The following is a 20,631-nucleotide window of genomic DNA, read 5'->3' on the forward strand; positions in this document are numbered from 1 at the left end:
TCCGGCGGCGGAGAGGGGCCGCTGATCGCGACGAGGTGGTGATCACCCGGAAGACCGGATGGGTGACCGCGGTGAACTCGGTGTCCCGGTCATGGGGGAGGGGTCTGGCCGTGTCGCCCGCGTCTTGCGGAGCCATGACGAAATCGCGGCCGGGTTGGCGATCCCGGTGGCGCCGAGAGTGCGGACGCGGTGGGTGGCGTGCTCGACGACGGCGGCACATGATCGCCGCGGGCCCGGGGCAGATGGCAGGTGTTCGGCTCTCCGTCGGCAAACCACCGGTGAAAGGGCGGTCGGTCAGATCTCGCCGTACGACAAGCCGCCCGAGAGATCCCCGGTGGGCCGGGTCCGGAGATTCCGGCCCACCGGGGCGGGTCCTACGGGGCCGGGTAGTCCGTGATGTAGACCGGCGCGCCGACCTTCGTCATGTCGGCCGCCTCGCCCACGCCGTTGACGACGTGGTCGATGATTCCGGCACTCAGGTTGACGGTCATGATGTGGTGCAGCTTGACGCCCGGGGTCTCCGGGACCTCGAAGCCGTTCTCGGTGTGGATCTGCGGGTTGTTCTGGTTGAAGACGTAGACCCCGCCGCCGTAGAGGAGGTGCCTCTTGACGTGCCTGCCCACCTTGTAGCCGGCGTAGCCCTCGACGTCGCCGTCCATCCAGTCGGCCTGGGTCGGCGGGTCGTACGGCAGCTCGTTCTGGTAGAGGATCGTCGTGCCGTCCTCGCCGTTCCAGATGGTGTTGTGCCGCTGGAAGTGCTCGACGAACAGGCCGGTCGCGGTCACGTGGTCGCCGTTGATGATGGCGCCGTTGCGGCCGTCGTTGGTGTTCCACCGCTGGGTGTCGGTGAAGCCCTCGACACCGTGGTCGGCGCGCCACACCCAGGTGTGGTCGATGAGCACGTGGTCGCTGTTGACCTCCAGCGCGGTGTTGGTCCTGCCGACGTGGGGTCCGCCGACGCGGAAGTACACGTCGGACAGGGTGATCGGGTTTTCCGCCGTGCTGTGGCTCCTCTTGTCCTTCTTGCCCACCTTCAGCAGGACCTGCGACTTCTTGAGACCCGCGTCGATGGTCACGCCGGCGACGATCACGCCGGGGACGGAGTCGACCTCGATCGGGGTCGAGGCGTTGACGGCGGTCAGCGTGGCGTGCCCGATGCCGAGGACGACCGTGTCCGGCCGCTCGATGTCGATGCTCTTCTCGATGTCGTACACGCCGGGCGTGAGCAGCAGGTGCTTGCCGCTCTTGAGCGCGTTGTTGATGGTCTTCACCGAGTCTGACGGCTTCGCGATGAAGAAGTCGCCGATCGGCAGCGTGCGACCCGGGGTCATGCCGTTGGCCCAGGTGATGCCGCGTGAGTCCTTCTGGACGGCGGGCACGCGGACGTTGTAGTCGCCCTGCTCGTCGACGAACAGGTAGGGCTTCTCACGGCTGAGGGGAGTGGTGTCGAGGGTGGTGTACGGCGGGTTCGGGAACGCCGAGTCGTCCGGGGCGCCGACGGTGCCCGAGAACACCTGGTTCCACACGGCGTTCGACCAACCGGCGACCTCGCTGTTGCGGGTCAGCCACTGCTGCTGCGATCCGTTCGTGACGGACGGCAGCTTGGAGTCGGCGATGAAGCCACCGCTGGCGTACTGCGGGCCGGCGGTGCAGTAGTCCATGAGCGACAGGGTGCCGCTGTTGATGTTGAGACGGCGCAGGGACACCGCCTGGGAGACGGCCCAGAAGTTCGCCGACCCCCGGCAGCCGTCCTGGCCGGCCGCGTTGATGTTGATCGACAGGTTGGACAGGGTGCGCCAGAAGTTGACGAGCGCGAGGCAGTTGCCGGTCCCGCCGCCCTCCAGGCAGCGGTTGTAGACCTCGACCTTGCCGTTGATGACGACGTCGGTGGGCGAGGCGCCCAGGCCGGAGACCTCGGTGTAGTAGCCGACCTTGATCTGGAGTGGCTGCTCCGCGGTGCCGTAGGTGCCGGGCTTGAAGAGGTACGCGTGGCGCGTGGTGCCCATCTCGTTGTCGACCTGGGCGGCGTGTTTCGCGTCGAGGGTCGCCTGGATCGAGCTGACGGGCATGCTGGGATCGAAGACGGTGACGTTCGGCCCGAGATCGGGGGCGCCAGGGGCCGACGACGCGGCGGTGGCATGTGTTCCGGTCGTCATGACGGCGGTCGCGAGTACGAGACCGAACGCCAGCGCTCGACCGACGATCTGCCGACGGCGCGGGTGCCGCGTCGTCACACTCCCGGCACCGGGAGGCTTGGTCGTCATACGGTTCGTCCTTTCCGCTGCGTGCGCAGCGGTTGTTCGGGGGGTGAGATCCTTCGACGGCGGCCGACACCGCCGAACCGTGAGAGCGCTCTCTCGAATAAGACGCAAGACTTGTATCAAGGGTTGAAGGAATTGGTACGTTTCTATCGCGTGAACTGGTCGAAGCACAAGTGCACGAACCGTGTCGGCCGGGCGGGTCCTGCAGATCGTCGCGGCGGATGAGAAGCGGCCGAAACGCCGATGACCGATGGCCGGTGGGATCGAACCGCGCCGGGTTTCGCGGAGTCGCGGACCGCTAACGGTGTCCGGGCGGCAGTTCGCCCACCGGTGCGACGGTGTGCGTTCCGCCGCTCGTGCAGCGCCACACGGCGATCTCGTTCTCCCGCTCGGCGAGCAGGCCCCGGTCGTGTACGGGACAGGCGGGCCACATCTTCCGCGTCGCCTCCACGACCACGTCCTGGGTGGCGTCGGCCACGTCTCGGAGGTCCCCTCCGGGCCAGAGGCCGTTGCCGTGGCAGATGCCCCGGAACTCCACCCGCGCCAAGCTCATGCTGTCCCGGCCGGAGACGATCATCCGAAGCGGCCCGGTGATCCCCGCGGCACGGAGGTCACGCTCCACGACCTCCAGCGCCTCCTCCAGTGGCACCAGCAGACCCGGCTCCAGGGCGAAGGTCGGCCAGAAGCCGATCGCGTCGAGAAGGGCCTCGCCCAGCCGGGTCAGGTCGGCGGCCGTCAACCCGGTGGCGGGGCGTTCGAGGAGTTCTCGCGTGACGGGAGTGGGCACGTCCCGTTCCTCCGCCAGGCGGGCCAGTTCGACGAGGGGGCCGGCGTCGAGACCACCGTCGCGCAACATCGTGTGGACGCGGGCACTCAACTCGTCGACGGCCTGATCGAGCTCGTCGGCCTGCTCGAAGGAAGGCATGCCGTAGTGTCTCCTGCCCCCGAGGGTCAGCCGGAGACGTTCCGGCGGCGGACGAGGACGACCATGACGCCGACGGCGGCCAGCACGGCGGCGGCGATGACGCCGATCTGGAGGGGCAGGTCGTCGGACGAGCTCTCCTGGGCGGCGCGTTCGGCCAGGGCCGCGCTGGACGCCGGCGCGGCCGCGGCGGGGAGCTTGATGTCCTGTGCCTTCACGGTCGCCGACTTGCGGGCCTCGGCGGGCTTGGTGGCGGTCACGGTGACCTTCCACTCACCCGCGGGGAGCGGCTCGGCCGCGTTGTAGAGGTTCTGGCCCTCGGGCGCGGACTTCAGCGGGATCGGGCCGAAGGTACGGCCGTCGGGCGCCTTCGCGAGCAGGGTCGCCGCGACGATGTCGGTGACCGGGCGGCCGTCCTTCCTCCAGGTGAACAGCACGTTGACGTTGCGGGCGCCGTCTCCGGCGACCTCCAGGGCGATGGGTGACTCGGGCGCGGCGGAGGTGAGTGCGGAGGCGGAGGCGGAGGCAGGTACGGAGGCGGGTGCGGCGGAGGCGGCCGGGGCGCCGAGCAGCAGCCCGAGCCCGGCCAGCAGGATGGCCGCGGCGTATCTCAGGGCCTTGTTCACGGGTCGTGATTCCCTTCCGGGTTCGGTGACAGCGGGTTCGGCACCGCCCGGGGCGGTGACGGCGGGTTCGGTGACAGCGGGTTTGGCCCCGCCTGAGGCGGTGACGGCCGGTTAGGTGACGGTGGGTGCAGCGACAGGTCCGGCGGGTGTCCGCCGGACCCGGCGCCGCCGGAGCGCGGAACGGGGTGCCCCGCGTCGTGGGGCACCCCGACTACGGATCCATCGGGGATGCCGGGCTCAGGGAAGCGAGCCCGGCACCTCCTGGCCGGGGCCGTGGCCCCGCTTACACGGGCGTGCCGCCGTTGGCGACGATCAGGGCGTTGGCGTCACGCAGGAACGTGGCCTTCACCGCGGCGTTGGAGACGATCTTCGGGTCGTTGACCGCTTCGATGAAGCGCTCAAGCTTCTTGACGATCTTCTTCTTGTCGCGCTCGCGCTCCTTGTCCTCGGACACCATGACCTTGGAGATCTTGTCCTGGAGCTTCGCGGCACCGGTGGCGGAAAGCTGCCCGGCCGCCTCGAAGCGCTCGATCAGGGCGGAGATGTCGTCGGTCGAGGTGACCGTCTTGAACGTGACCGACTGCTCGTGCTTGCTGCCGGACTCGGTCTCGACGGTGACGGTGAGCTTGTGCTCGCCCAGGGCCAGCTTGTGGAGCTGCAGGACGGTCCCGGACGTGAACGGCTGGCCGTCCAGCGTGCCGGTCACGGTCTTGACCCCGGTCCCGGCGACCTCCCAGGCGATGGTGAGGTCCTGGCTGTCGCCGTACTCGGTACCGTCCGCGACACCGGAGATCAGGATGGTGGGCTCGGTGCCGCCGTCCTCGATCTTGATGGTCGCGGCCTTGGTCTCCTCGACGTTGCCGGCCTTGTCGGTGGCGCGGTAGCGCAGCTCGTGGTCGCCCGCACCGGTGACGTTGACCGTCGTGGTGTAGGGCGTCCAGTCGCCGCTGTCGAGGGCGTACTCGATCTTCTCCACGCCGGACGTGGCGTCCGCCGCGGCGAGGGTCACCGGCACCGTGTCCTGGCCGACCGGGAGGAAGTCCGCGGTCGTGACGGGCGCGGTCGCGTCGACCTTGACGGCGAGCGTCTTGGCCGTCTCGACGTTGCCCGCCTTGTCGACGGAACGGTACGCCAGGGTGTGGTCCCCGTCACCGGTGATGACCACCGGCTCCAGGTACGTGGTCCAGGCGCCGCCGTCGAGCTGGAACTCGGTCTTGTCGACACCGCTGCCCTGCGCCTCGTCGGCACCGGCCAGCGCGACCAGCACCAGGCTGTTGAACCATCCACTCGCCGGCTGGGCCGGGTCGGGGGTGGCCGTGGTCACCGGAGCGGTCGAGTCGTCCGTACCGCCGCCGCCGTTGAGGCGGAAGTAGTCGAACTTGACCGTCTTGGACGCCTGCTGCGAGGTGCCGATGGCGAAGACACCGATCTTGCCGTTGCCGACGGCGGTGTTGGTCACCGCCTCGGAGAACTCGGTCCACGCGGTGCCGTCGGCGGAGTAGGAACCCTTGAAGCTGGTCCCCTCCTTCTTCAGGCGGAGGTGCCAGACGCCCTGGGTGAGCGAGCCGATCTGCGGCTGCGGGTTCAGGACGGTTCCAGCGACCTCGCTGCGCAGCTCGATCCGTCGCGACACCGCGGAACCCGCGGCGTTGTCCATGACGAAGTCGAGCTTCACGTAGTCGTCGTCACCTGCGTAGACGATCAGGCCGCCCTGCTGGTACTGCTCGCTGAGCGCCGACCCGTCGACCTTCGTCTCCAGCGTCCAGTCGCCGCTCGGCGCCGTCTGCAGGATGAAGTTCTTCGGGTTGGAGTTGCCGGTCCCGAAGATGTCGCCCGTCTGGGTGTCGATCTCCAGGTTGCCGCCGGTCACCCGGGTGGCCGAGGAGTCGCCACGGACGATCGCGTTCCAGCGGCAGGGGTCCAGGGACGTGCCGTTGAACTCGTCGCTCGGCTCCACCGCACCGGCGGTGTCGTCGGGGCTGATGTGGAACCAGTCGAACGCGGCGTCGATAACCGGCTTGCTGGTACCGCTGTTCGCGAACGAGATGAGACCGATGCGCGGGTTGGTGATCCCGGCCAGCGCCTTGGTCTCCGGCATGGCGGTGAAGGTGGTGCCGTCGGCCGAGTAATGAGCGGTGAGGTTGGTGCCGTCGCTCATGAACCGGACGTAGTAGGTGTCGGGGAAGGCGTCACCGAGGTTGGCGGTGTTGCTCGCCGCCACTTCGTTCGGCACGCCGTTCTCTTCCCGGATGAACTGGAAGATACGAGCGGCGTGGTCGACGGTGGCACTCCGGCCCTGGAGCACCATCTTGGCGTAGTTGTTGTCGTCGCCGTACACCACCAGGCCGGCCTGGTGGTACTGCTGGTTGGCGACCATCGTCACCTTGGTGGTGGCGGTCCAGGCGCCCTGAGGCAGCGGCTGCAGCGTGATGTTGGTCGTGGTGCCGGCGCCGGTGCCGTAGATGTCGGTCAGCGACGTCGGCAGGATGAGCTTGCCGTCCGCCACCCTCAGGTTCTGGTCCTCACGGACGACCGACCAGCGGTCGCGGTCCAGAGAGGTACCCAGGAAGTCGTCGGAACGACCGGTGAAGCAGGTGGTGCTCGGCGGGTCCACCTTGATGGAGATGGTCTTGCTCGTCGAGGCACCCTTGGTGTCGGTCACGGTCACCGTGGCGGTGTACGTGCCGGGCGCGTTGTAGGTGTGGCTCGCGTTGGCGGTGGCCGGCTCGGGCGAGCCGTTCACGCCGAAGTTCCACTTGTAGGTGAGCGGGGTGTTGTTGTCGGGGTCGGTGGCGGTCGAGGTGAAGTCGACCTTCAGCGGTGCGACGCCCGTGACCGGGGTCGCCGACGCGGTCACCGTCGGGCGCTGGTTGTCGGTGGCGCCCTGGCCGATGAAGTCGACCCAGTTGACGTTGAGCAGGTAGGCGTCGTTGGCCGCGCTCGCCGGCTTGCGGATGATGAAGAACAGCGGGCCGGTCGTCGCCGGGACGTTGGTCAGGTCGACCGTGACGTCCTGGTACGTCTGCCAGCCGCCGGTCGGCGCGATGTCGACCGAGCCCACCAGGGTCCCGGTGTCGGCGTTGCCCGCCTTGATCTGCACGGTGCCGCCGGCGCCGCCCGAGGCGACCCGGAAGCGCGCCTTGGAGATGCCGGTCAGGTTGATCGGGGTGTAGGCCCAGTAGTCGCCGTCGGTGGTGAAGGCGATGCTCTGGTTGCCGCCCTGGGGGTCGGTGGCCGCCTCGGGCTGGACGCCGGCGGCGTCGGTGCCCGTGCCGTTCGCGACCCGGCCGGTCGAGGAGAAGTGCTCGGCCTGCTTGCGCTTGGGCTGGAGGATGACCTCGGCCCGCCCGGTCAGCGACTGGCCGCCACCCGAGCCGCCCTTGTCGGCGTAGGTGGCCTCAAGGATGTAGAACAGGTTGTCGTCGATGCCGTGGCCGCTGTCGGACAGCGTCTGGATGGTGCCCTCGCAGCCCTCGTGCTGGTCGAGCGGGTGACCGTGACTGTCATGGCCCAGGTACGCCTGGATCTTGACGTCGTCACAGTCGACCGTGCCGTCCTCGGCGTCGGTGACCACGATCTTGTAGTTCACCTGGTCGCCGAACTCGAAGAACGCGCCGTTCGGCGGCAGCTCGAAGGTGACCTTCGGGCGGCTGTTGCCCGCCGTGATCGGCAGGTTCGCCGTGCCGCTGAGACCGTCGGGGTTGCTGACGGTCAGGACCGCGCTGTACTGCCCGGCCTCGGTGTAGGTGTGCGAGGGGTTGGCCTCGGTGGAGTCGACGGTGTCGTTGCCGTCGAAGTCCCACGCGTAGGTGAGCGGCTTGCCGTCGGGGTCGCTCGATCCCTGGCTGGAGAACTGCACGGTCAGCGGGGTCGGTCCGTCGGTCTTGTCCGCGGCGATGCGGGCGACCGGCGGGCGGGTGCCCTTGGCGTACTCGATGCGGTAGATGCCGGAGTCGGCGTTGTCGCCGCCGAAGCCGGAGCCCCACTCGATCAGGTACAGCGCGCCGTCGGGACCGAACTTGATGTCCATGGGGCGCTTGAAGCTCAGGGAGCTCAGGATCTGGTTGATCTTGATCTGGGCGGTGCCGGCCTCGTTGAGCTGGAACGAGAACATCTTGTTCGTGTTCCACTCACCGAAGATCGCCTTGCCGTCCCAGTAGGCCGGCCACTTGACGGTCGACTGCAGGTCGGCGTCGTAGCGGTAGACCGGGCCCGCCATCGGCGCGCCACCGTTGAGCTCCGGGAAGGAGTTCGGGTTGGTGGAGCCGGTGTACGGGATCGACGCCGCGATCGCCGGGGGCAGCGTGGTCAGGCCGGTGTTGTTGGGGGAGTCGTTCACCGGCGCGGCGCAGTTGAACGCCGAGCCCGACACCTTGGTGGCGAAGTTGTAGTCGATGTACGGGGTGTTGTCGCCCACGCAGAACGGCCAGCCGTAGTTACCCGGCTTGCTGACCAGGTTCCACTCGACCGTGCCCCGCGGACCGCGGGTGGCGCTCGCGGCACCGGCGTCGGGTCCGTAGTCGGCCACCATGACGTGACCGGTCTTCGGGTCCAGGCCCATGCGGAACGGGTTGCGGAAGCCCATGCCGTAGATCTCGGGCTTGGTCTTGGCCGTGCCCGCGGGGAACAGGTTCCCGGACGGGACGGTGTAGGTGCCGTCGTCCTGCGGGGTGATGCGCAGCAGCTTGCCGCTCAGGTCGTTGGTGTTGCCCGAGGTGCGCTGCGCGTCCCACGCGGACCGGCCCGACTGCTCGTCGATCGGCGTGTAGCCGTCCGAGGCGAACGGGTTGGTGTTGTCACCGGTGGCGAGCCACAGGTCGCCGGTCTTGTGGTCCATGAGCATGCCGCCACCGTGGTGGCAGCACTCGGCCCGCTGCACCGGCACGTCGAGGATGACCTTCTCGCTGGAGAAGTCGAGCGCGTCGCCGTTGACCGTGAACCGGCTCAGCCGGTCGACGTTCTGGCCGTTCGGCGAGTAGAAGAGGTACAGCCACTTGTTGGTGTCGAAGTCCGGGTCCAGCGCCAGGCCGAGCAGACCGCTCTCGTTGGCGGTGAACACGTTCAGGTGGCCGGCGGTCACGGTCGAGCCGGTGGTCTTGATGATCTTGACGTCGCCCAGGCGGTCGATGTAGAAGACACGGCCGTCCTTGGCGATGTCGGTCATCATCGGGTTGGCCGTGTTGTCGTCAAGGGTGACCTTGTCGAAGCTGCCGCTCTGCGAGGCCGAGCAGTCGGCCTTCTCCGCGCCCGCGGCGGTCTTGATGCCGCCGAGGAGCATCTTGGTGAAGTTCGGCTCGACGAAGCTCTCCTTGGTGTGGCCGAGGCCGGTGTACCAGGAGCGTCCGCCGTCGTAGTCCTGACACCACGAGATCGGGTGGTCGATGCCCTGCGTGGAGCCGGTGTAGGACTTCTGGTCCATCGACTGCAACACGTGCACGTTGTTGCGCGGGTTGGCCTGGAAGTCGTACCACTCGTCGACGCGGGTCCACGAGGTCGGCAGGTGCGAGGTCGACGGGTGGGCGAGGTCCTCGGTGACGACCTTCGCCTGCTGGGTGGCCGGGTGCGACTTGAAGTACGCGCCGACGAGCTTGCCGTACCACTCCCAGTTGTAGCCGCTGTCGGACGCCGCGTGGATGCCGGCGAAGCCGCCGCCACCCTGGATGTAGCGCTCGAAGGCGGCCTTCTGGTCCGGCGTGGTGACGGGGTCACCGGTCGTGGACATGAAGATGACGGCCTGGTACTTCGCCAGGTTCGCGTCGGTGAACTGGGCGCTGTCCTCGGTCGTGTCGACCGCGAAGTTGTTCTCCAGGCCGAGCTTCTGGACCGCGGCGATTCCCTCGGGAATCGAGTCGTGCCGGAAGCCGCTGGTCTTGGAGAAGACCAGGACCCTGAAGGCCGGGTCTGCGGCGTTCGCCGACGACGCCGTGGCGTTCGCGGGCGACGTCATGAGTGTGAAGACGGGAACCAGGGGCACGACGAGGGCCAGGGCCACCGTCGCCGCCGTCCGGCGTAGGGAGCGGTTTTCGGTTTTCGGCAGGATCTTTGAGAACCTGGCCCACGTTCGAGAACGTGGTGACATGGGGGGATTCCTTCCCTGACTGGGGAGTGTCAGGTAAACCCTGACTGGGGGGGTGTCAGGCAAAGCGCGCGCCGCCGCACGGTGCCACTTGTTACATGAGGTTGGTACTGCAGTGGCTGGAGGGTGCCGCCTCCAGGCTTTTGGGGGCCGTCAGATGACCGACAGCCGGGGGGGTGGGTCCATGATCATGGTCGGATGGTCGAGGAGCCGGTTGACCACCATGCTCGCGGCGCCCCGGGAGGCGGCGCCGAAGCCGAGGTCGGAGGCGACGAACCGGCACCGGCTGGCGGAGCCGGCCACGACCAGCCGTTCCAGCTCCGCCTGGGCGTGGGGCAGCAGCCATTCGGCGAGCGTGGCGAAGTAACCACCGACGACGATCACCCGCGGGTTGAACAGGTTGGCCAGGATCGAGCCGCCGAGCCCGAGCCAGCGCCCTATCTGCGCGACCGCGTCCGTCATCCGGCGGTCGCCCGCGGCCAGTCCTTCGGCGATCCTCGTCGCGTGCTCCTCGGGGTCGGTCACCGGCCGGCCGGCCGGCTGGCCGGCCTGGTCGGGCATGGCCGTCCGTACCAGCGCGGACAGCCCCACCTTGGTCTCCCAGCAGCCGTGTCGCCCGCAGCCGCAGCGGGCGCCGCCCGGGTCGACCGGCAGGTGCCCGACCTCGCCGGAGAAGCCGTCCGCGCCGCGGAGCGGCCGGCCGTCGACGAAGATGCCGCCGCCCACGCCGACGTCGCCGGTCAGGTAGACGAGATGGGGGGTGCCGGCGGCGACGCCGGAGGTGTGCTCGGCCACGGCCGCGAGGTTGGCGTCGTTGCCCACCGACACTGGAACGCTCCACGGGCCCAGTGCCGCCGACAGCCGCGCCGCCAGCGGCAGGTCGCGCCAGCCCAGGTTGGGCGCGAACGTCACGACGCCGCGCGCCACGTCGACCAGGCCGGGGACCGCCACCCCGATACCGGCCGGGACGGCTTCGGCCCGCTCCATCTCCTCGACGGCCTCCAGGGCCATCCCGCCGAGCACGCGCAGCGCGCGATCCGGCCCGCCGGCGATCGCGTCGAAGCCGGTCCGGTGCTCCACGAGGACCCGCCCGCCGAGGTCGGACCCGTGAACCGAGATGTGGTCGACGTTGATCTCCAGGCCCAGCGCGCCGACGTGCGTGCCGTCCAGTGCCAGGGGTCGCCTGGGACGGCCGATCGCGCCGACGTGCTCGGTGTCGACCTCCCGGACCAGGCGCCGGTCGATCAGCTGGGACACCAGGTTGGAGACCGTGGCCCGGTGCAGGCCGGTCACCTCCGCGATGTCGGCGCGGGATTGTGACGCGTGGTCCCGGAGGTGGCGCAGGATCAACGAGAGATTGGTCTGGCGCATCATGGGGGAGCTGCTCGGAAGGGCGGTGCGGGCGGCGTACGTGACGTTGTGCTCCTGGGTCACGCGAGTCACCGCCTTTCGTTTATCTCAGCAATCAACTATTGGGGTTTGTAACATGCGCGTGTCCGGTGTGGACCTTTTTGGGAGGTAACAAGTTGACATCTTCGGATATGTGCAGGTAGATGAGCCGGCTGTCTGTTGCCGGGTTGTTACGTTCACGCCGTCGGCCTACCGGGCGGGCGCGCGAGCCTCACGCCGTCGGTCTCTTGGGCGGGCGCGCGAGCCTTACGCCGTCGGTCTCTTGAGCGAGTACGCGAGCCTCGTGCACGTGCCGGAACTCCCGGGGCGGGGCGCCTCGTCGAACCCCCGGGTCAGGGCGCCTCGTCGCCGGTGACGACGAGGTGGGGGGAGCCGCTCGCGGCCGTCGCGTCCGCCGGCCGGCGCGCCCACGGAGGGTTGGCCCCGGCCACCGAGCAGGTGAGCGAGGCGACCCGGGCGGCGAAGGTCGCGGCGTCCACCGCGAGGTCGAGGTCGAGGCGGTCGAGCCGCCCGCCGAGCAGGCCGGAGACGCGCAGCCGGTGCAGGAGCCCGGCGGTGAAGGAGTCTCCGGCGCCGACGGTGTCGACGACCGTCGTGGGCGGGGCCGATACCGTGGCGCGCTCGCCGGCGACGGAGACGAGCGCCCCCCGCGGGCCGCGGGTCACCACGACCAGGCGCACCCCGGCCTCGTGCCAGGTGTCGCAGACCCGCTCGGCCGGCTCGCCGGGGTGGATGTGCTCCAGGTCGTCGTCGCTCAGTTTGATCATGTCGGCCGTCGCGCACCACCGGGGCATCCGCTCCCGGTAGACGGCCGGGTCGACGAGCACCGCCCGCACGTTGGGGTCGATCGAGATCGTGGCGCGGGCGGCGGTCGCGGCCAGCGCCTCCTCGACGACCTCCGCGCCCGGCGCGCGCACCAGGGCGAGCGAGCCGGTGTGCAGGCAGGAGACGTCACCGATCCGCTCGCCGGTCAGCTCCGCCGCGCTCCACGCCCAGTCGGCGGCGCCGTCGGCGTGGAAGGAGTAGCGGGCCTGCCCCGCCCCGTCCAGGGTGGCCACCGCCAGGGTGCTCGGCTCGGCGGCGTCGACGCAGCCGGTCAGATCGACCCCCGAGGCGCCGAGGTGCGCGCGGAACAGGGTGCCGAAGGAGTCGCCCGACAGGCGGCCCAGGAAGCGGGCGGGGGTGCCGAGGCGGGCGAGGGCCACCGCGGTGTTCGCCGGACCGCCGCCGGGCAGGACGCGCAGGGTGAGCTCGTTCTCCGAGCCGTCGGCGGCGAACGCGTCGGCGACGCACTCGCCGAGCACGGCGACCTGGGTGGAGGGCATGGCCCCTGCCTTTCCTGGGGACGCGTTCGCCGGCCGTCGCGCCGGACGCTTCGATGACATTGCCGCCTCATTACAGCAGGAGGGCATTGACGTTTTTCGCGGGGGAGTTCATCATCCTTGGCAATGGATGTCAACGTTGACATATGTCAACGTTGACATGAGTCCGCCCACGGACCCGGGAGTATTCGATGTCGACTGGCACTCGCGCCGCCGCGCTCGCGGCCTGCGCCGCCGTGGTCATGACCGGCCTGACCGGTTGCGGTGGAAACGGCACGTTCCCGGCGGGAAGCTCCGCCGGGGCGGGCGGGGACGCCGCGGTGAAGGTGGGGCTGATCACCAAGACCGAGACCAACCCCTTCTTCGTCAAGATGAAGGAGGGGGCCCAGGCGGCGGCGAAGGCGGAGGGCGCCGAGCTGCTGAGCGCCGCGGGCAAGTTCGACGGCGACAACGCCGGTCAGATCACCGCGATCGAGAACATGGTCGCGGCCGGGGTGAAGGGCATCCTGATCACGCCGAGCGACTCCAAGGCGATCGTGCCGGCGCTGCAGAAGGCACGCTCGGCCGGGGTGACGGTCATCGCCCTGGACAGTCCCACCGAGCCGCAGGACGCCACCGACGCGCTGTTCGCGACCGACAACTTCAGGGCGGGGGAGCTGATCGGGCAGTACGCCAAGGCGGTGATGGCCGGCAAACCCGCGAAGATCGCGACGCTGGACCTCGCCCCGGGGGTGGCGGTCGGGCGGTTGCGCCACGAGGGCTTCCTGAAGGGGTACGGCATCGCGGAGGGGGATCCGTCGGTGGTCTGCTCCCAGGACACCGCCGGTGACCAGTCCAAGGGACAGACGGCGATGGAGAACTGCCTGCAGAAGGCACCGGACATCAACGTCGTGTACACGATCAACGAGCCGGCCGCGCTGGGGGCCCACACCGCGCTGAAGGCCAAGGGCCGGGAGAAGGACGTGCTGATCGTCTCGGTCGACGGCGGTTGCACCGGCACCAAGGCGGTGCGGTCCGGCCAGATCGCGGCGACCTCGCAGCAGTACCCGCTGAAGATGGCCGAGAAGGGCGTGAAGGCGGTGGTCGCGTTCGGCAAGGGCGGTGCCAAGGCGTCCGGTTACACCGACACCGGCGTCACCCTGATCACGGACAGGCCCGCGAGCGGCGTGGAGGCCAAGGACACCGCGTTCGGTCTGCAGAACTGCTGGGGCTGAGGGCCGTGACCGTCACCGAGACGCCCAGGGCGGCCCCGCCGGCCGAACCCTCCGCGGGACGCAGGCTGCTCACCACCCCTACCGTGGGCCCGCTGGCCGCGCTCCTGCTCGCCTGTGTCTTCTTCTCGTTCAACAGCGAGCAGTTCCTGAGCGGCGGCAACTTCTCGCTGATCATCCAGCAGGTGATGGTGGTCGGCACGCTGGCCATCGGCCAGACCCTGATCATCCTCACCGCCGGGATCGACCTGTCCAACGGCGCGATCATGGCCTTCGGCGGCATCGTGATGGCGAAGCTGGCCGTGGAGGGCGGCCTGCCGCCGCTGCTCGCGATCGCGGCGGGCATCCTGGTCTGCGCCGCGTTCGGCGCGCTCAACGGCCTCCTGGTGACTGTCGTCCCGCTGCCCCCGTTCATCGTGACGCTGGGCATGCTCAACATCGCCTTCGCCCTCACGCACATCTACTCCCAGGACCAGACGGTCACCGGCCTGCCCCCGGAGATGACGTTCCTCGGGCAGACCTTCCAGATCGGCGGCACCGGCGTCACCTACGGCTCCGTGCTGACCATCGCGCTCTTCCTGATCTTCACGTACATGCTCGGCCAGACCGCGTGGGGGCGGCACGTGTACGCGCTGGGCAACAGCCCCGAGGTCGCCCGGCTCACCGGCATCCGCACCGGCCGCCTGACCGTCGGCGTCTACACCGTGGCCGGTCTCGTGTACGGGATCGCCGCCCTGCTCCTGGTCTCCCGGACCGGGGTCGGCGACCCGCAGGCCGGGCAGACCGACAACCTCGACAGCATCACCGCCGTGGTGCTCGGCGGCACCAGCCTGTTCGGCGGCCGGGGGCTGGTCATCGGCACCCTGATCGGCGCCCTGATCGTCGGCGTCTTCCGCAACGGCCTGCAGCTCATGGGCGTGCCGTCCATCTACCAGACCCTGATCACCGGCGTGCTCGTCATCCTGGCGGTCACCGTGGACCAGCTGTCCAGAAGGAGGAACCGATGAGCGGCGACCCGACGGCGGGCGGCGTTCCTGCGGGCGGGGTTCCCGGGAGCGGCGTTCCCGGGAGCGGGGTTCCCGGGAGCGGGGTTCCCGGGAGCGGGGTTCCTGGTAGCGGCGTTCCCGCGGGCGACGCGCCGGAGAGCGTCGTACCGGCCATGCAGGCGCGCGGCCTGGTCAAGCGCTACGGGCACGTGGTCGCCCTGGACGGCGTCGACTTCGACCTGATGCCCGGCGAGGTGCTCGCCGTCATCGGCGACAACGGCGCGGGGAAGTCGAGCCTGATCAAGGCCCTCACCGGCGCCCTCCAGCCGGACCAGGGCGAGATCATGCTCGCGGGCAGGCCCGTGCGCTTCCGCGACCCGCTGGAGGCCAGGCGGCACGGCATCGAGACCGTCTACCAGGACCTCGCGGTCGCCGCCTCGATGGACATCGCCGGCAACATGTTCCTCGGACGCGAGGTGCGCCGGGCCGGGCCGCTCGGCACGATCTTCCGGATGCTCGACAAGAAGCGCATGCGAGAGGAGTCGGCCCGGCACATGGCCGACCTCAAGATCGGCCTGCGCTCGCTCACGCAGCCGGTCGAGTCGCTGTCCGGCGGCCAGCGGCAGGGGGTGGCCGTGGCCCGCGCGGTCGCCTGGGCCCGCCAGGTGGTGGTGATGGACGAGCCCACCGCCGCGCTGGGGGTCAAGGAGTCCGGGCAGGTGCTCGACATGATCCGCCGGGTCCGTGACCGCGGCCTGCCGGTGATCCTGATCAGCCACAACATGCCGCACGTCTTCGAGATCGCCGACCGGATCCACGTGCAGCGGCTCGGGCGCAGGGTCGCGCAGATCAGGCCGGGCGACCACAGCATGGCCGAGGTCGTCGCGATCATGACCGGGGCGCTGCAGGTCGACGCGGGCAGGGGCGCGGTCGTCAGGGACGAGGAGGCGGCACGGGCCATCGGCCTCTCCTGACGTCCGGAGAGGCCGGGCAGGCCGGGCAGGCTAAGAGAGAGGGGCCGGACACGGAGCGCAGCGGTCACCCTTTAGCCTGTTTGCGACGCCGCGCCCCCGACGAGAAGAACGGTGACCCATGTCCAAGGTTCGCCGCGCCACCATGACGGACGTGGCCCGGGAGGTCGGTGTCACGGCGAAGACCGTCTCGCGGGTGGTCAACGACGACGGCCCGGTGGCCAGGGAGACCCGCGAGCGCATCCTGGAGGCCATGGGAAGGCTCGGGTTCCAGCCCAACCTCATGGCCAGGAACATGCGCGTGGGCGCCCGCGACTCCACGGTCGGGCTGGTCATCCCCGACATGGGCAACCCGTTCTTCGGCACGGTCGCGGGCGGCCTGGAGAACGAGGTGCGGGCCCGGGGCCTCACCCTGATCGTCGGCTCCTCCGACGAGACCGCCGAACGGGAACGCGCGCTGATCTCCACCCTCCTGGCCCGGAGGGTCACCGCGCTCATCGTGGTGCCCTCCGCCGACGGCGACCACCGTCACCTGCGGGCGGAGCGGGCCGCCGGGCTGCCCCTGGTCTTCCTGGACCGCCCCGCCGCGGGGCTGGCCGCCGACTCCGTCGTCAGCTCCAACCGCGAGGGCGCCCGTACGGGGGTGGCGCACATGATCGCCCACGGCCACCGGAGGATCGCCTTCGTCGGCGACCTGCCCGCGCTCTACACCCGCAAGGAGAGGTTCCAGGGCTACCGCGACGCGCTGGCCGAGGCCGGGATCGGCTTCGACCGGGCCCTGGTGGAGATCGGGCACGACCACGAGGCCGCGGCGGCGGCCGTCACCAGGCTGGTCGGCGGCGAGAACCCGGCGACGGCGGTCTTCGCCGCCAACAACTTCGCCGCGACCGGCGTGATCCTCGGCCTCGCCCGGCTCGGCCGCAGGGACGTGGCCATGGTCGGCTTCGACGACCTGCCCCTCGCCGAGGTGCTGAAGCCCGCCCTGACCGTGGTGGCCCAGGATCCCGTCGCGATCGGCCAGGCCGCGGCCAGGCTGCTGACGGCCCGGCTGGACGGCGAGCGCTCCAGGGCGCGGACGGTCGTCATCCCCACCCGCCTGGTCGTCCGCGGCTCCGGGGAGATCCCCCCTCCGGCCGTGCCCGGCTCGCGGCGCGCGGTCTCCGCACCCGCCTGAGCGTTCGGCTCGCGGCGAGCGGTGTCGGCACCCGTTTGAGCGTTCGGCTCGCGGGGCGCGGTTCCGGCGCTCGTCTGAGTGCCCGGCCCTCGCGGGCCGCGTCCGCGCTCAGGTGGAGGCGGTGGCGAGGACGGCGCCGGAGGTGCCGTCGACGGTGATCTCCTGGCCGGTGACGATGTGCTCGGTCGCCCTGTTCACGCCCACCACGGCCGGGATCCCGTACTCGCGGGCCACCACGGCGCCGTGGGAGTTGGCGCCGCCCATCTCCATCACCAGGGCGCCCGCCGTGAGGAACAGCGGCGTCCAGCCGGGGTCGGTGGAGGGGCAGACCAGGATCTCCCCGGGCTCCAGGTGCGCGCCGACCGGGTCGAGGACGACCCTGGCGATGCCGGTGACGGTGCCCGCCGAGGCCGGGGTGCCGACCAGCGCCCCGTCCACCGGCGCCCGTACGGCGACGGCCTCCGGCTCGGTGCCGTCCGACAGCAGGACGCGGGGCACGTGCCTGCGGCGCAGCTCGCGGGCGGCCTCCTCGCGCCGCCGCGCCACGAGATCCGCAGGTACGGGGCGCGCGGCACCGGCCGGGGACCCCGGGGAGGGCGGGGCGGTGAGGGCCGCCCTGGCCTCGCGGAAGGTCAGGAAGAAGACGTCGTCGGCACGCGACAGCACCCCGCGCGCCGCCAGCTCGACGCCGACGGCCAGCAACTCGGCCCGCATCGAGGCCAGCGCGGTCACCATGGCGTACTTGGGCATCTCGCGCAGGCCCGCCAGCGCCCTGGTCCTGCCGAGCGCGAAGCGGACGAACCGTCCGCGAAGACCCCCGGCGCGCCCGCTCAAGGTCTTGATCATGAGGGCGGCGTCGGCGGCGCCCTTGGCGAACAGGGCGTCGGGGGCCAGGGCGGGATCCTCCAGCCGCAGGTAGTTGGCCAGGACGCCGATGATGTGGGTCGGATCCTCCGACCAGCGCGGCAGCCCGAGGTCGATCTCGGCGACCGCCCTGACGCCGTAGACGGACAGGAAGGCCGCCAGGCCCTCTTGCACCACGTCGGGAAGCGATCCGGTGCGGAAGCGCTCGGCCAGCTCGGCGGCGGGGGTGCCCAGCAGCAGGGAGCTGGCCTCGCGGTCCTCGCGGACGCGGGTGGCCAGCCGCCACAACGCCAGGTCCATCTCGGTGGTCACGTTGTGCGGGAGCCCGCGCAGGACCGTCTGCAGCTCGCCGGGCCCGGCCCGCTCACCCAGCGCCCTGGCGGCCAGGCCGAGCATCGCGAACCCGACGGCCGCCGCCGGGGCGATGGTCGGCAGCAGCGGGAAGATCCGGCGGCTCAGCACCCGCTCGACGTGGTCGAGGCGCTGGGCCGGGGTGGCGTTCCCGGGCGCGGCCAGCTCCCTCCGGAGGCGCGCGTCCAGCAGCTCCACGTCCCGGTGCGCCGACGCGGGGTCGACCAGGGCCCGTACGGCACGGTGGGGAACGCGGAAGCGGGACGCGATCCTGAACGCCCGGCGCAGGGGAGGGCGGAGCGAGGGCTGGGTGACGCCGAACCGGGGATCGTCGAGCAGGCCGCGCAGCACCTTCGCCGACCGGGCCTCCATCAGGTCGAGCACCTTCGGGAAGGCCACCCGGCCCACCCTGCCGCGCATGAGGCCGGTGATGTCGAAGAACAGCCGCCCGCCCGACTCCGCGATGAGGGGGGCCCCGGCCACCGGGTCGGCCACCGGGATCCCCAGAACCCCGAACGCCGACGACGACAGCAGCCTGAAGGCCGACATGCCCATGGGGGTGATCGGCCGGTAGAGGCCCTGGGCCAGGCTGAAGCAGAAGTAGATCCGCGTGCCGCCGGGTTCGGGGTCTCGGGGTCGTGTGTCCGGGACGTCGCCTTCCCCGTGGTGGGGGATCGGGTAGAGCGTGGTGATGGGGCGCGACTGGGTCAGCCAGAGGACGCCGCCGGAGTCGATCGCCCACTCGGTGTCCTGGGGCGCCCCGTAGTGCCGCTCGACCCGGTCGCCGAGCTCGGCCAGCGCCGCCAGCTGCGCGTCGGTGACACAGGCGTTCTCCGTGGAGTCCGTGGAGTCCGTGGAGTCCGTGGAGTTTGTCGAGGTCGCGGGGGTCTCGACGTGCTCGACCCCGCCGCCCGCCAGCGACCGTACGGCCAGCCGCTTGTCGCCGAGGCGGCGTTCGGTGATCCGGCCGGTGGCGGTGTCGACCACGAAGTGGTCGGGGTTGACCGCGCCGGAGACCACGGCCTCGCCGAGACCGGGACTGGCGTCGATCACCGCCTCGCGCCGCCGCCCGGTGACCGGGTTGGCGGTGAACATCACCCCGGCCACCTCCGACTGGACCATCTCCTGGACGACCACCGCCAGGCGCACCGCGTCGTGGTCGATGCCGTTCGCGGTCCGGTAGGCGACGGCCCGGTCGGTCCAGAGCGAGGCCCAGCACCGCCGGACCGCGTCCAGCACGGCGTCGGCGCCGACCACGTTGAGGTAGGTGTCCTGCTGCCCGGCGAAGCTGGCGTGCGGCAGGTCCTCGGCGGTCGCGGAGGAACGGACCGCGACGGGACCGTTCGCGCTGTTCCGTACGGCGCTCGCGATGTCGTCGGGGACCGGTGCGGCGAGCACGAGCTCGCGAGCCTTCCCGGCCAGCGCGTTCAGGGCGGGAACGTCCCCGGCGGCCGTCGTGGCGAGCGCCGCGAGCACCTCCTCCAGCCCCGCTCGCTCGGTGACCCTGCGGTAGGCCTCGGTGGTGAGGCACAGACCGGGGGGAACGGGGAACCCGGCGGTGGTGAGCACGCCGAGATTGGCGGCCTTGCCGCCGACCAGGGGCAGCGTCTCCGCCCCGATGTCATCGAATCTCAGGATGAGCGGCTTGGGCATGGGTGCGTCGTCTCCTTGCGGCTTCGCCGAGAAGCGTCATGGCCCGGGTCACGAGCTCGCGTTCCTCGGCGGTGAGATGGGCCATGACTTCGAGCTGGGCGTTGGCCCGGACGCGCTCGAACGTGCGGAGGAAATCCGTCCCGGCCGGGGTGAGGGCGATCCGCCGCACCCGCCGGTCGTCGGGGTCCTCCCGGCGCTCGGTCAGCCCTCGCCGTACGAGCTGGTCGACGAGGCGGCTGGTGGCCGAGACGGACCGGCTGATCCGCTCGGCGAGTTCGCGGAGTGTCGGGACGACCGGTTCGTCGAGGGTGTAGAGCGTGGCGATCTGGATCATGGAGGGCTCGTCGCCCTCGAACCCGCTCAGCATGTGCAGCAGCAGACCGGGGATCAGCGCCCGCCGGAAGTCGCCGATGTCCTCGGCCAGCCGGTCGAGCTCCGCGCCGTCCACGGGGTCCATCGGACAACTCCTTGCATCACTGCAACTAATCCGTCATCGCAAGGTTAAGCCGGAGAGAGCAAGAAGTCAACAAGTGATGAAATTAGTCCGCGGGTCGACCGCATGTCCCGTGGGGCGCGCGATTTTCTGCGGTCACCGTCCGGGCTGGGAGTGGCACTGGACACCTGGACGGAAGCCTGGGAACAGCACGAAGCCGGCCCCCTGGGGAGCCGGCCGGGTCGAGCGTGGGAGACCGATCGGGTCGGTGTTCGGTTGTTCGGTTGAAGGGGTGGGTCAGAAGGCGTCGCCCCAGCGGCCGCAGTCGTCGAACTTGTCGGTGCCCTCGCAGACGCGGATCTTGAAGTCGT

At 70.5% G+C, this 20,631-nt stretch carries 12 protein-coding genes; 4 read left to right on the forward strand and 8 right to left on the reverse strand.

The window, feature by feature from the left end; all coding sequences use genetic code 11:
• Window positions 1-374 precede the first annotated feature (374 nt).
• The 6 genes from AC5L38_RS42015 to AC5L38_RS42040 all read right to left on the reverse strand — a co-directional run bounded on the left by AC5L38_RS42015 (window position 375) and on the right by AC5L38_RS42040 (window position 12,620).
• Window positions 375-2,264: a pectate lyase-like domain-containing protein gene (locus AC5L38_RS42015; RefSeq protein WP_495248413.1), complete on the reverse strand. Its 1,890-nt coding sequence runs from the start codon at window positions 2,262-2,264 to the stop codon at window positions 375-377.
• 295 nt (window positions 2,265-2,559) lie between these two features.
• Window positions 2,560-3,186: a hypothetical protein gene (locus tag AC5L38_RS42020; RefSeq protein WP_495248414.1), complete on the reverse strand. Its 627-nt coding sequence runs from the start codon at window positions 3,184-3,186 to the stop codon at window positions 2,560-2,562.
• 26 nt (window positions 3,187-3,212) lie between these two features.
• Window positions 3,213-3,809 (reverse strand): hypothetical protein, encoded by a 597-nt coding sequence (locus AC5L38_RS42025; RefSeq protein ID WP_495248415.1) that lies wholly within the window; start codon window positions 3,807-3,809, stop codon window positions 3,213-3,215.
• Window positions 3,810-4,092: 283 nt separating this feature from the next.
• Entirely contained in the window at window positions 4,093-9,756 is a 5,664-nt protein-coding gene (locus AC5L38_RS42030; protein WP_495248416.1) for a ThuA domain-containing protein, read from the reverse strand.
• A 282-nt stretch (window positions 9,757-10,038) separates the two neighbouring features.
• Window positions 10,039-11,328, reverse strand: coding sequence for an ROK family protein (locus AC5L38_RS42035; protein WP_495248417.1), 1,290 nt, complete (start codon window positions 11,326-11,328; stop codon window positions 10,039-10,041).
• 299 nt (window positions 11,329-11,627) lie between these two features.
• A complete protein-coding gene (locus AC5L38_RS42040; protein WP_495248418.1) occupies window positions 11,628-12,620 on the reverse strand; it encodes a carbohydrate kinase family protein in 993 nt (330 codons plus the stop codon).
• Window positions 12,621-12,808: 188 nt separating this feature from the next.
• On the opposite strand from AC5L38_RS42040, the gene AC5L38_RS42045 reads away from it, so the two are divergent.
• The 4 genes from AC5L38_RS42045 (at window position 12,809) to AC5L38_RS42060 (ending at window position 16,959) form a co-directional block, all read left to right on the forward strand.
• Entirely contained in the window at window positions 12,809-13,831 is a 1,023-nt protein-coding gene (locus tag AC5L38_RS42045) for a sugar ABC transporter substrate-binding protein (protein WP_495248419.1), read from the forward strand.
• A 5-nt stretch (window positions 13,832-13,836) separates the two neighbouring features.
• Window positions 13,837-14,835 carry an ABC transporter permease gene (locus AC5L38_RS42050; protein ID WP_495248420.1) on the forward strand — a complete coding sequence of 333 codons (999 nt, stop codon included), beginning with the start codon at window positions 13,837-13,839 and terminating at the stop codon, window positions 14,833-14,835.
• Window positions 14,832-15,788 carry an ATP-binding cassette domain-containing protein gene (locus tag AC5L38_RS42055; protein WP_495248421.1) on the forward strand — a complete coding sequence of 319 codons (957 nt, stop codon included), beginning with the start codon at window positions 14,832-14,834 and terminating at the stop codon, window positions 15,786-15,788. Before AC5L38_RS42050 ends, AC5L38_RS42055 begins: the two co-directional genes overlap by 4 nt.
• 118 nt (window positions 15,789-15,906) lie before the next feature.
• A complete protein-coding gene (locus tag AC5L38_RS42060) occupies window positions 15,907-16,959 on the forward strand; it encodes a LacI family DNA-binding transcriptional regulator (protein WP_495248422.1) in 1,053 nt (350 codons plus the stop codon).
• A 108-nt stretch (window positions 16,960-17,067) separates the two neighbouring features.
• Here the strand turns inward: AC5L38_RS42060 and AC5L38_RS42065 are convergent, their stop codons facing one another.
• Both AC5L38_RS42065 and AC5L38_RS42070 read right to left on the reverse strand, forming a co-directional pair.
• Window positions 17,068-19,827 carry a PEP/pyruvate-binding domain-containing protein gene (locus AC5L38_RS42065; protein ID WP_495248423.1) on the reverse strand — a complete coding sequence of 920 codons (2,760 nt, stop codon included), beginning with the start codon at window positions 19,825-19,827 and terminating at the stop codon, window positions 17,068-17,070.
• Complete coding sequence (locus tag AC5L38_RS42070) at window positions 19,796-20,284, reverse strand: MarR family winged helix-turn-helix transcriptional regulator (protein WP_495248424.1); 489 nt, start codon at window positions 20,282-20,284, stop codon at window positions 19,796-19,798. Before AC5L38_RS42070 ends, AC5L38_RS42065 begins: the two co-directional genes overlap by 32 nt.
• Window positions 20,285-20,631: the final 347 nt, after the last annotated feature.

The sequence above is a fragment of the Streptosporangium nanhuense genome (assembly GCF_059358815.1).

What these genes read in the sequence shown, in the direction of transcription:
- AC5L38_RS42015 (WP_495248413.1), bottom strand. Translation starts at nt 2,264, where the DNA reads ATGACGACCAAGCCTCCCGGTGCCGGGAGTGTGACGACGCGGCACCCG.
- AC5L38_RS42020 (WP_495248414.1), bottom strand. Translation starts at nt 3,186, where the DNA reads ATGCCTTCCTTCGAGCAGGCCGACGAGCTCGATCAGGCCGTCGACGAG.
- AC5L38_RS42030 (WP_495248416.1), bottom strand. Translation starts at nt 9,756, where the DNA reads ATGACGTCGCCCGCGAACGCCACGGCGTCGTCGGCGAACGCCGCAGAC.
- AC5L38_RS42040 (WP_495248418.1), bottom strand. Translation starts at nt 12,620, where the DNA reads ATGCCCTCCACCCAGGTCGCCGTGCTCGGCGAGTGCGTCGCCGACGCG.
- AC5L38_RS42045 (WP_495248419.1), top strand. Translation starts at nt 12,809, where the DNA reads ATGTCGACTGGCACTCGCGCCGCCGCGCTCGCGGCCTGCGCCGCCGTG.
- AC5L38_RS42055 (WP_495248421.1), top strand. Translation starts at nt 14,832, where the DNA reads ATGAGCGGCGACCCGACGGCGGGCGGCGTTCCTGCGGGCGGGGTTCCC.
- AC5L38_RS42060 (WP_495248422.1), top strand. Translation starts at nt 15,907, where the DNA reads ATGTCCAAGGTTCGCCGCGCCACCATGACGGACGTGGCCCGGGAGGTC.
- AC5L38_RS42065 (WP_495248423.1), bottom strand. Translation starts at nt 19,827, where the DNA reads ATGCCCAAGCCGCTCATCCTGAGATTCGATGACATCGGGGCGGAGACG.
- AC5L38_RS42070 (WP_495248424.1), bottom strand. Translation starts at nt 20,284, where the DNA reads ATGGACCCCGTGGACGGCGCGGAGCTCGACCGGCTGGCCGAGGACATC.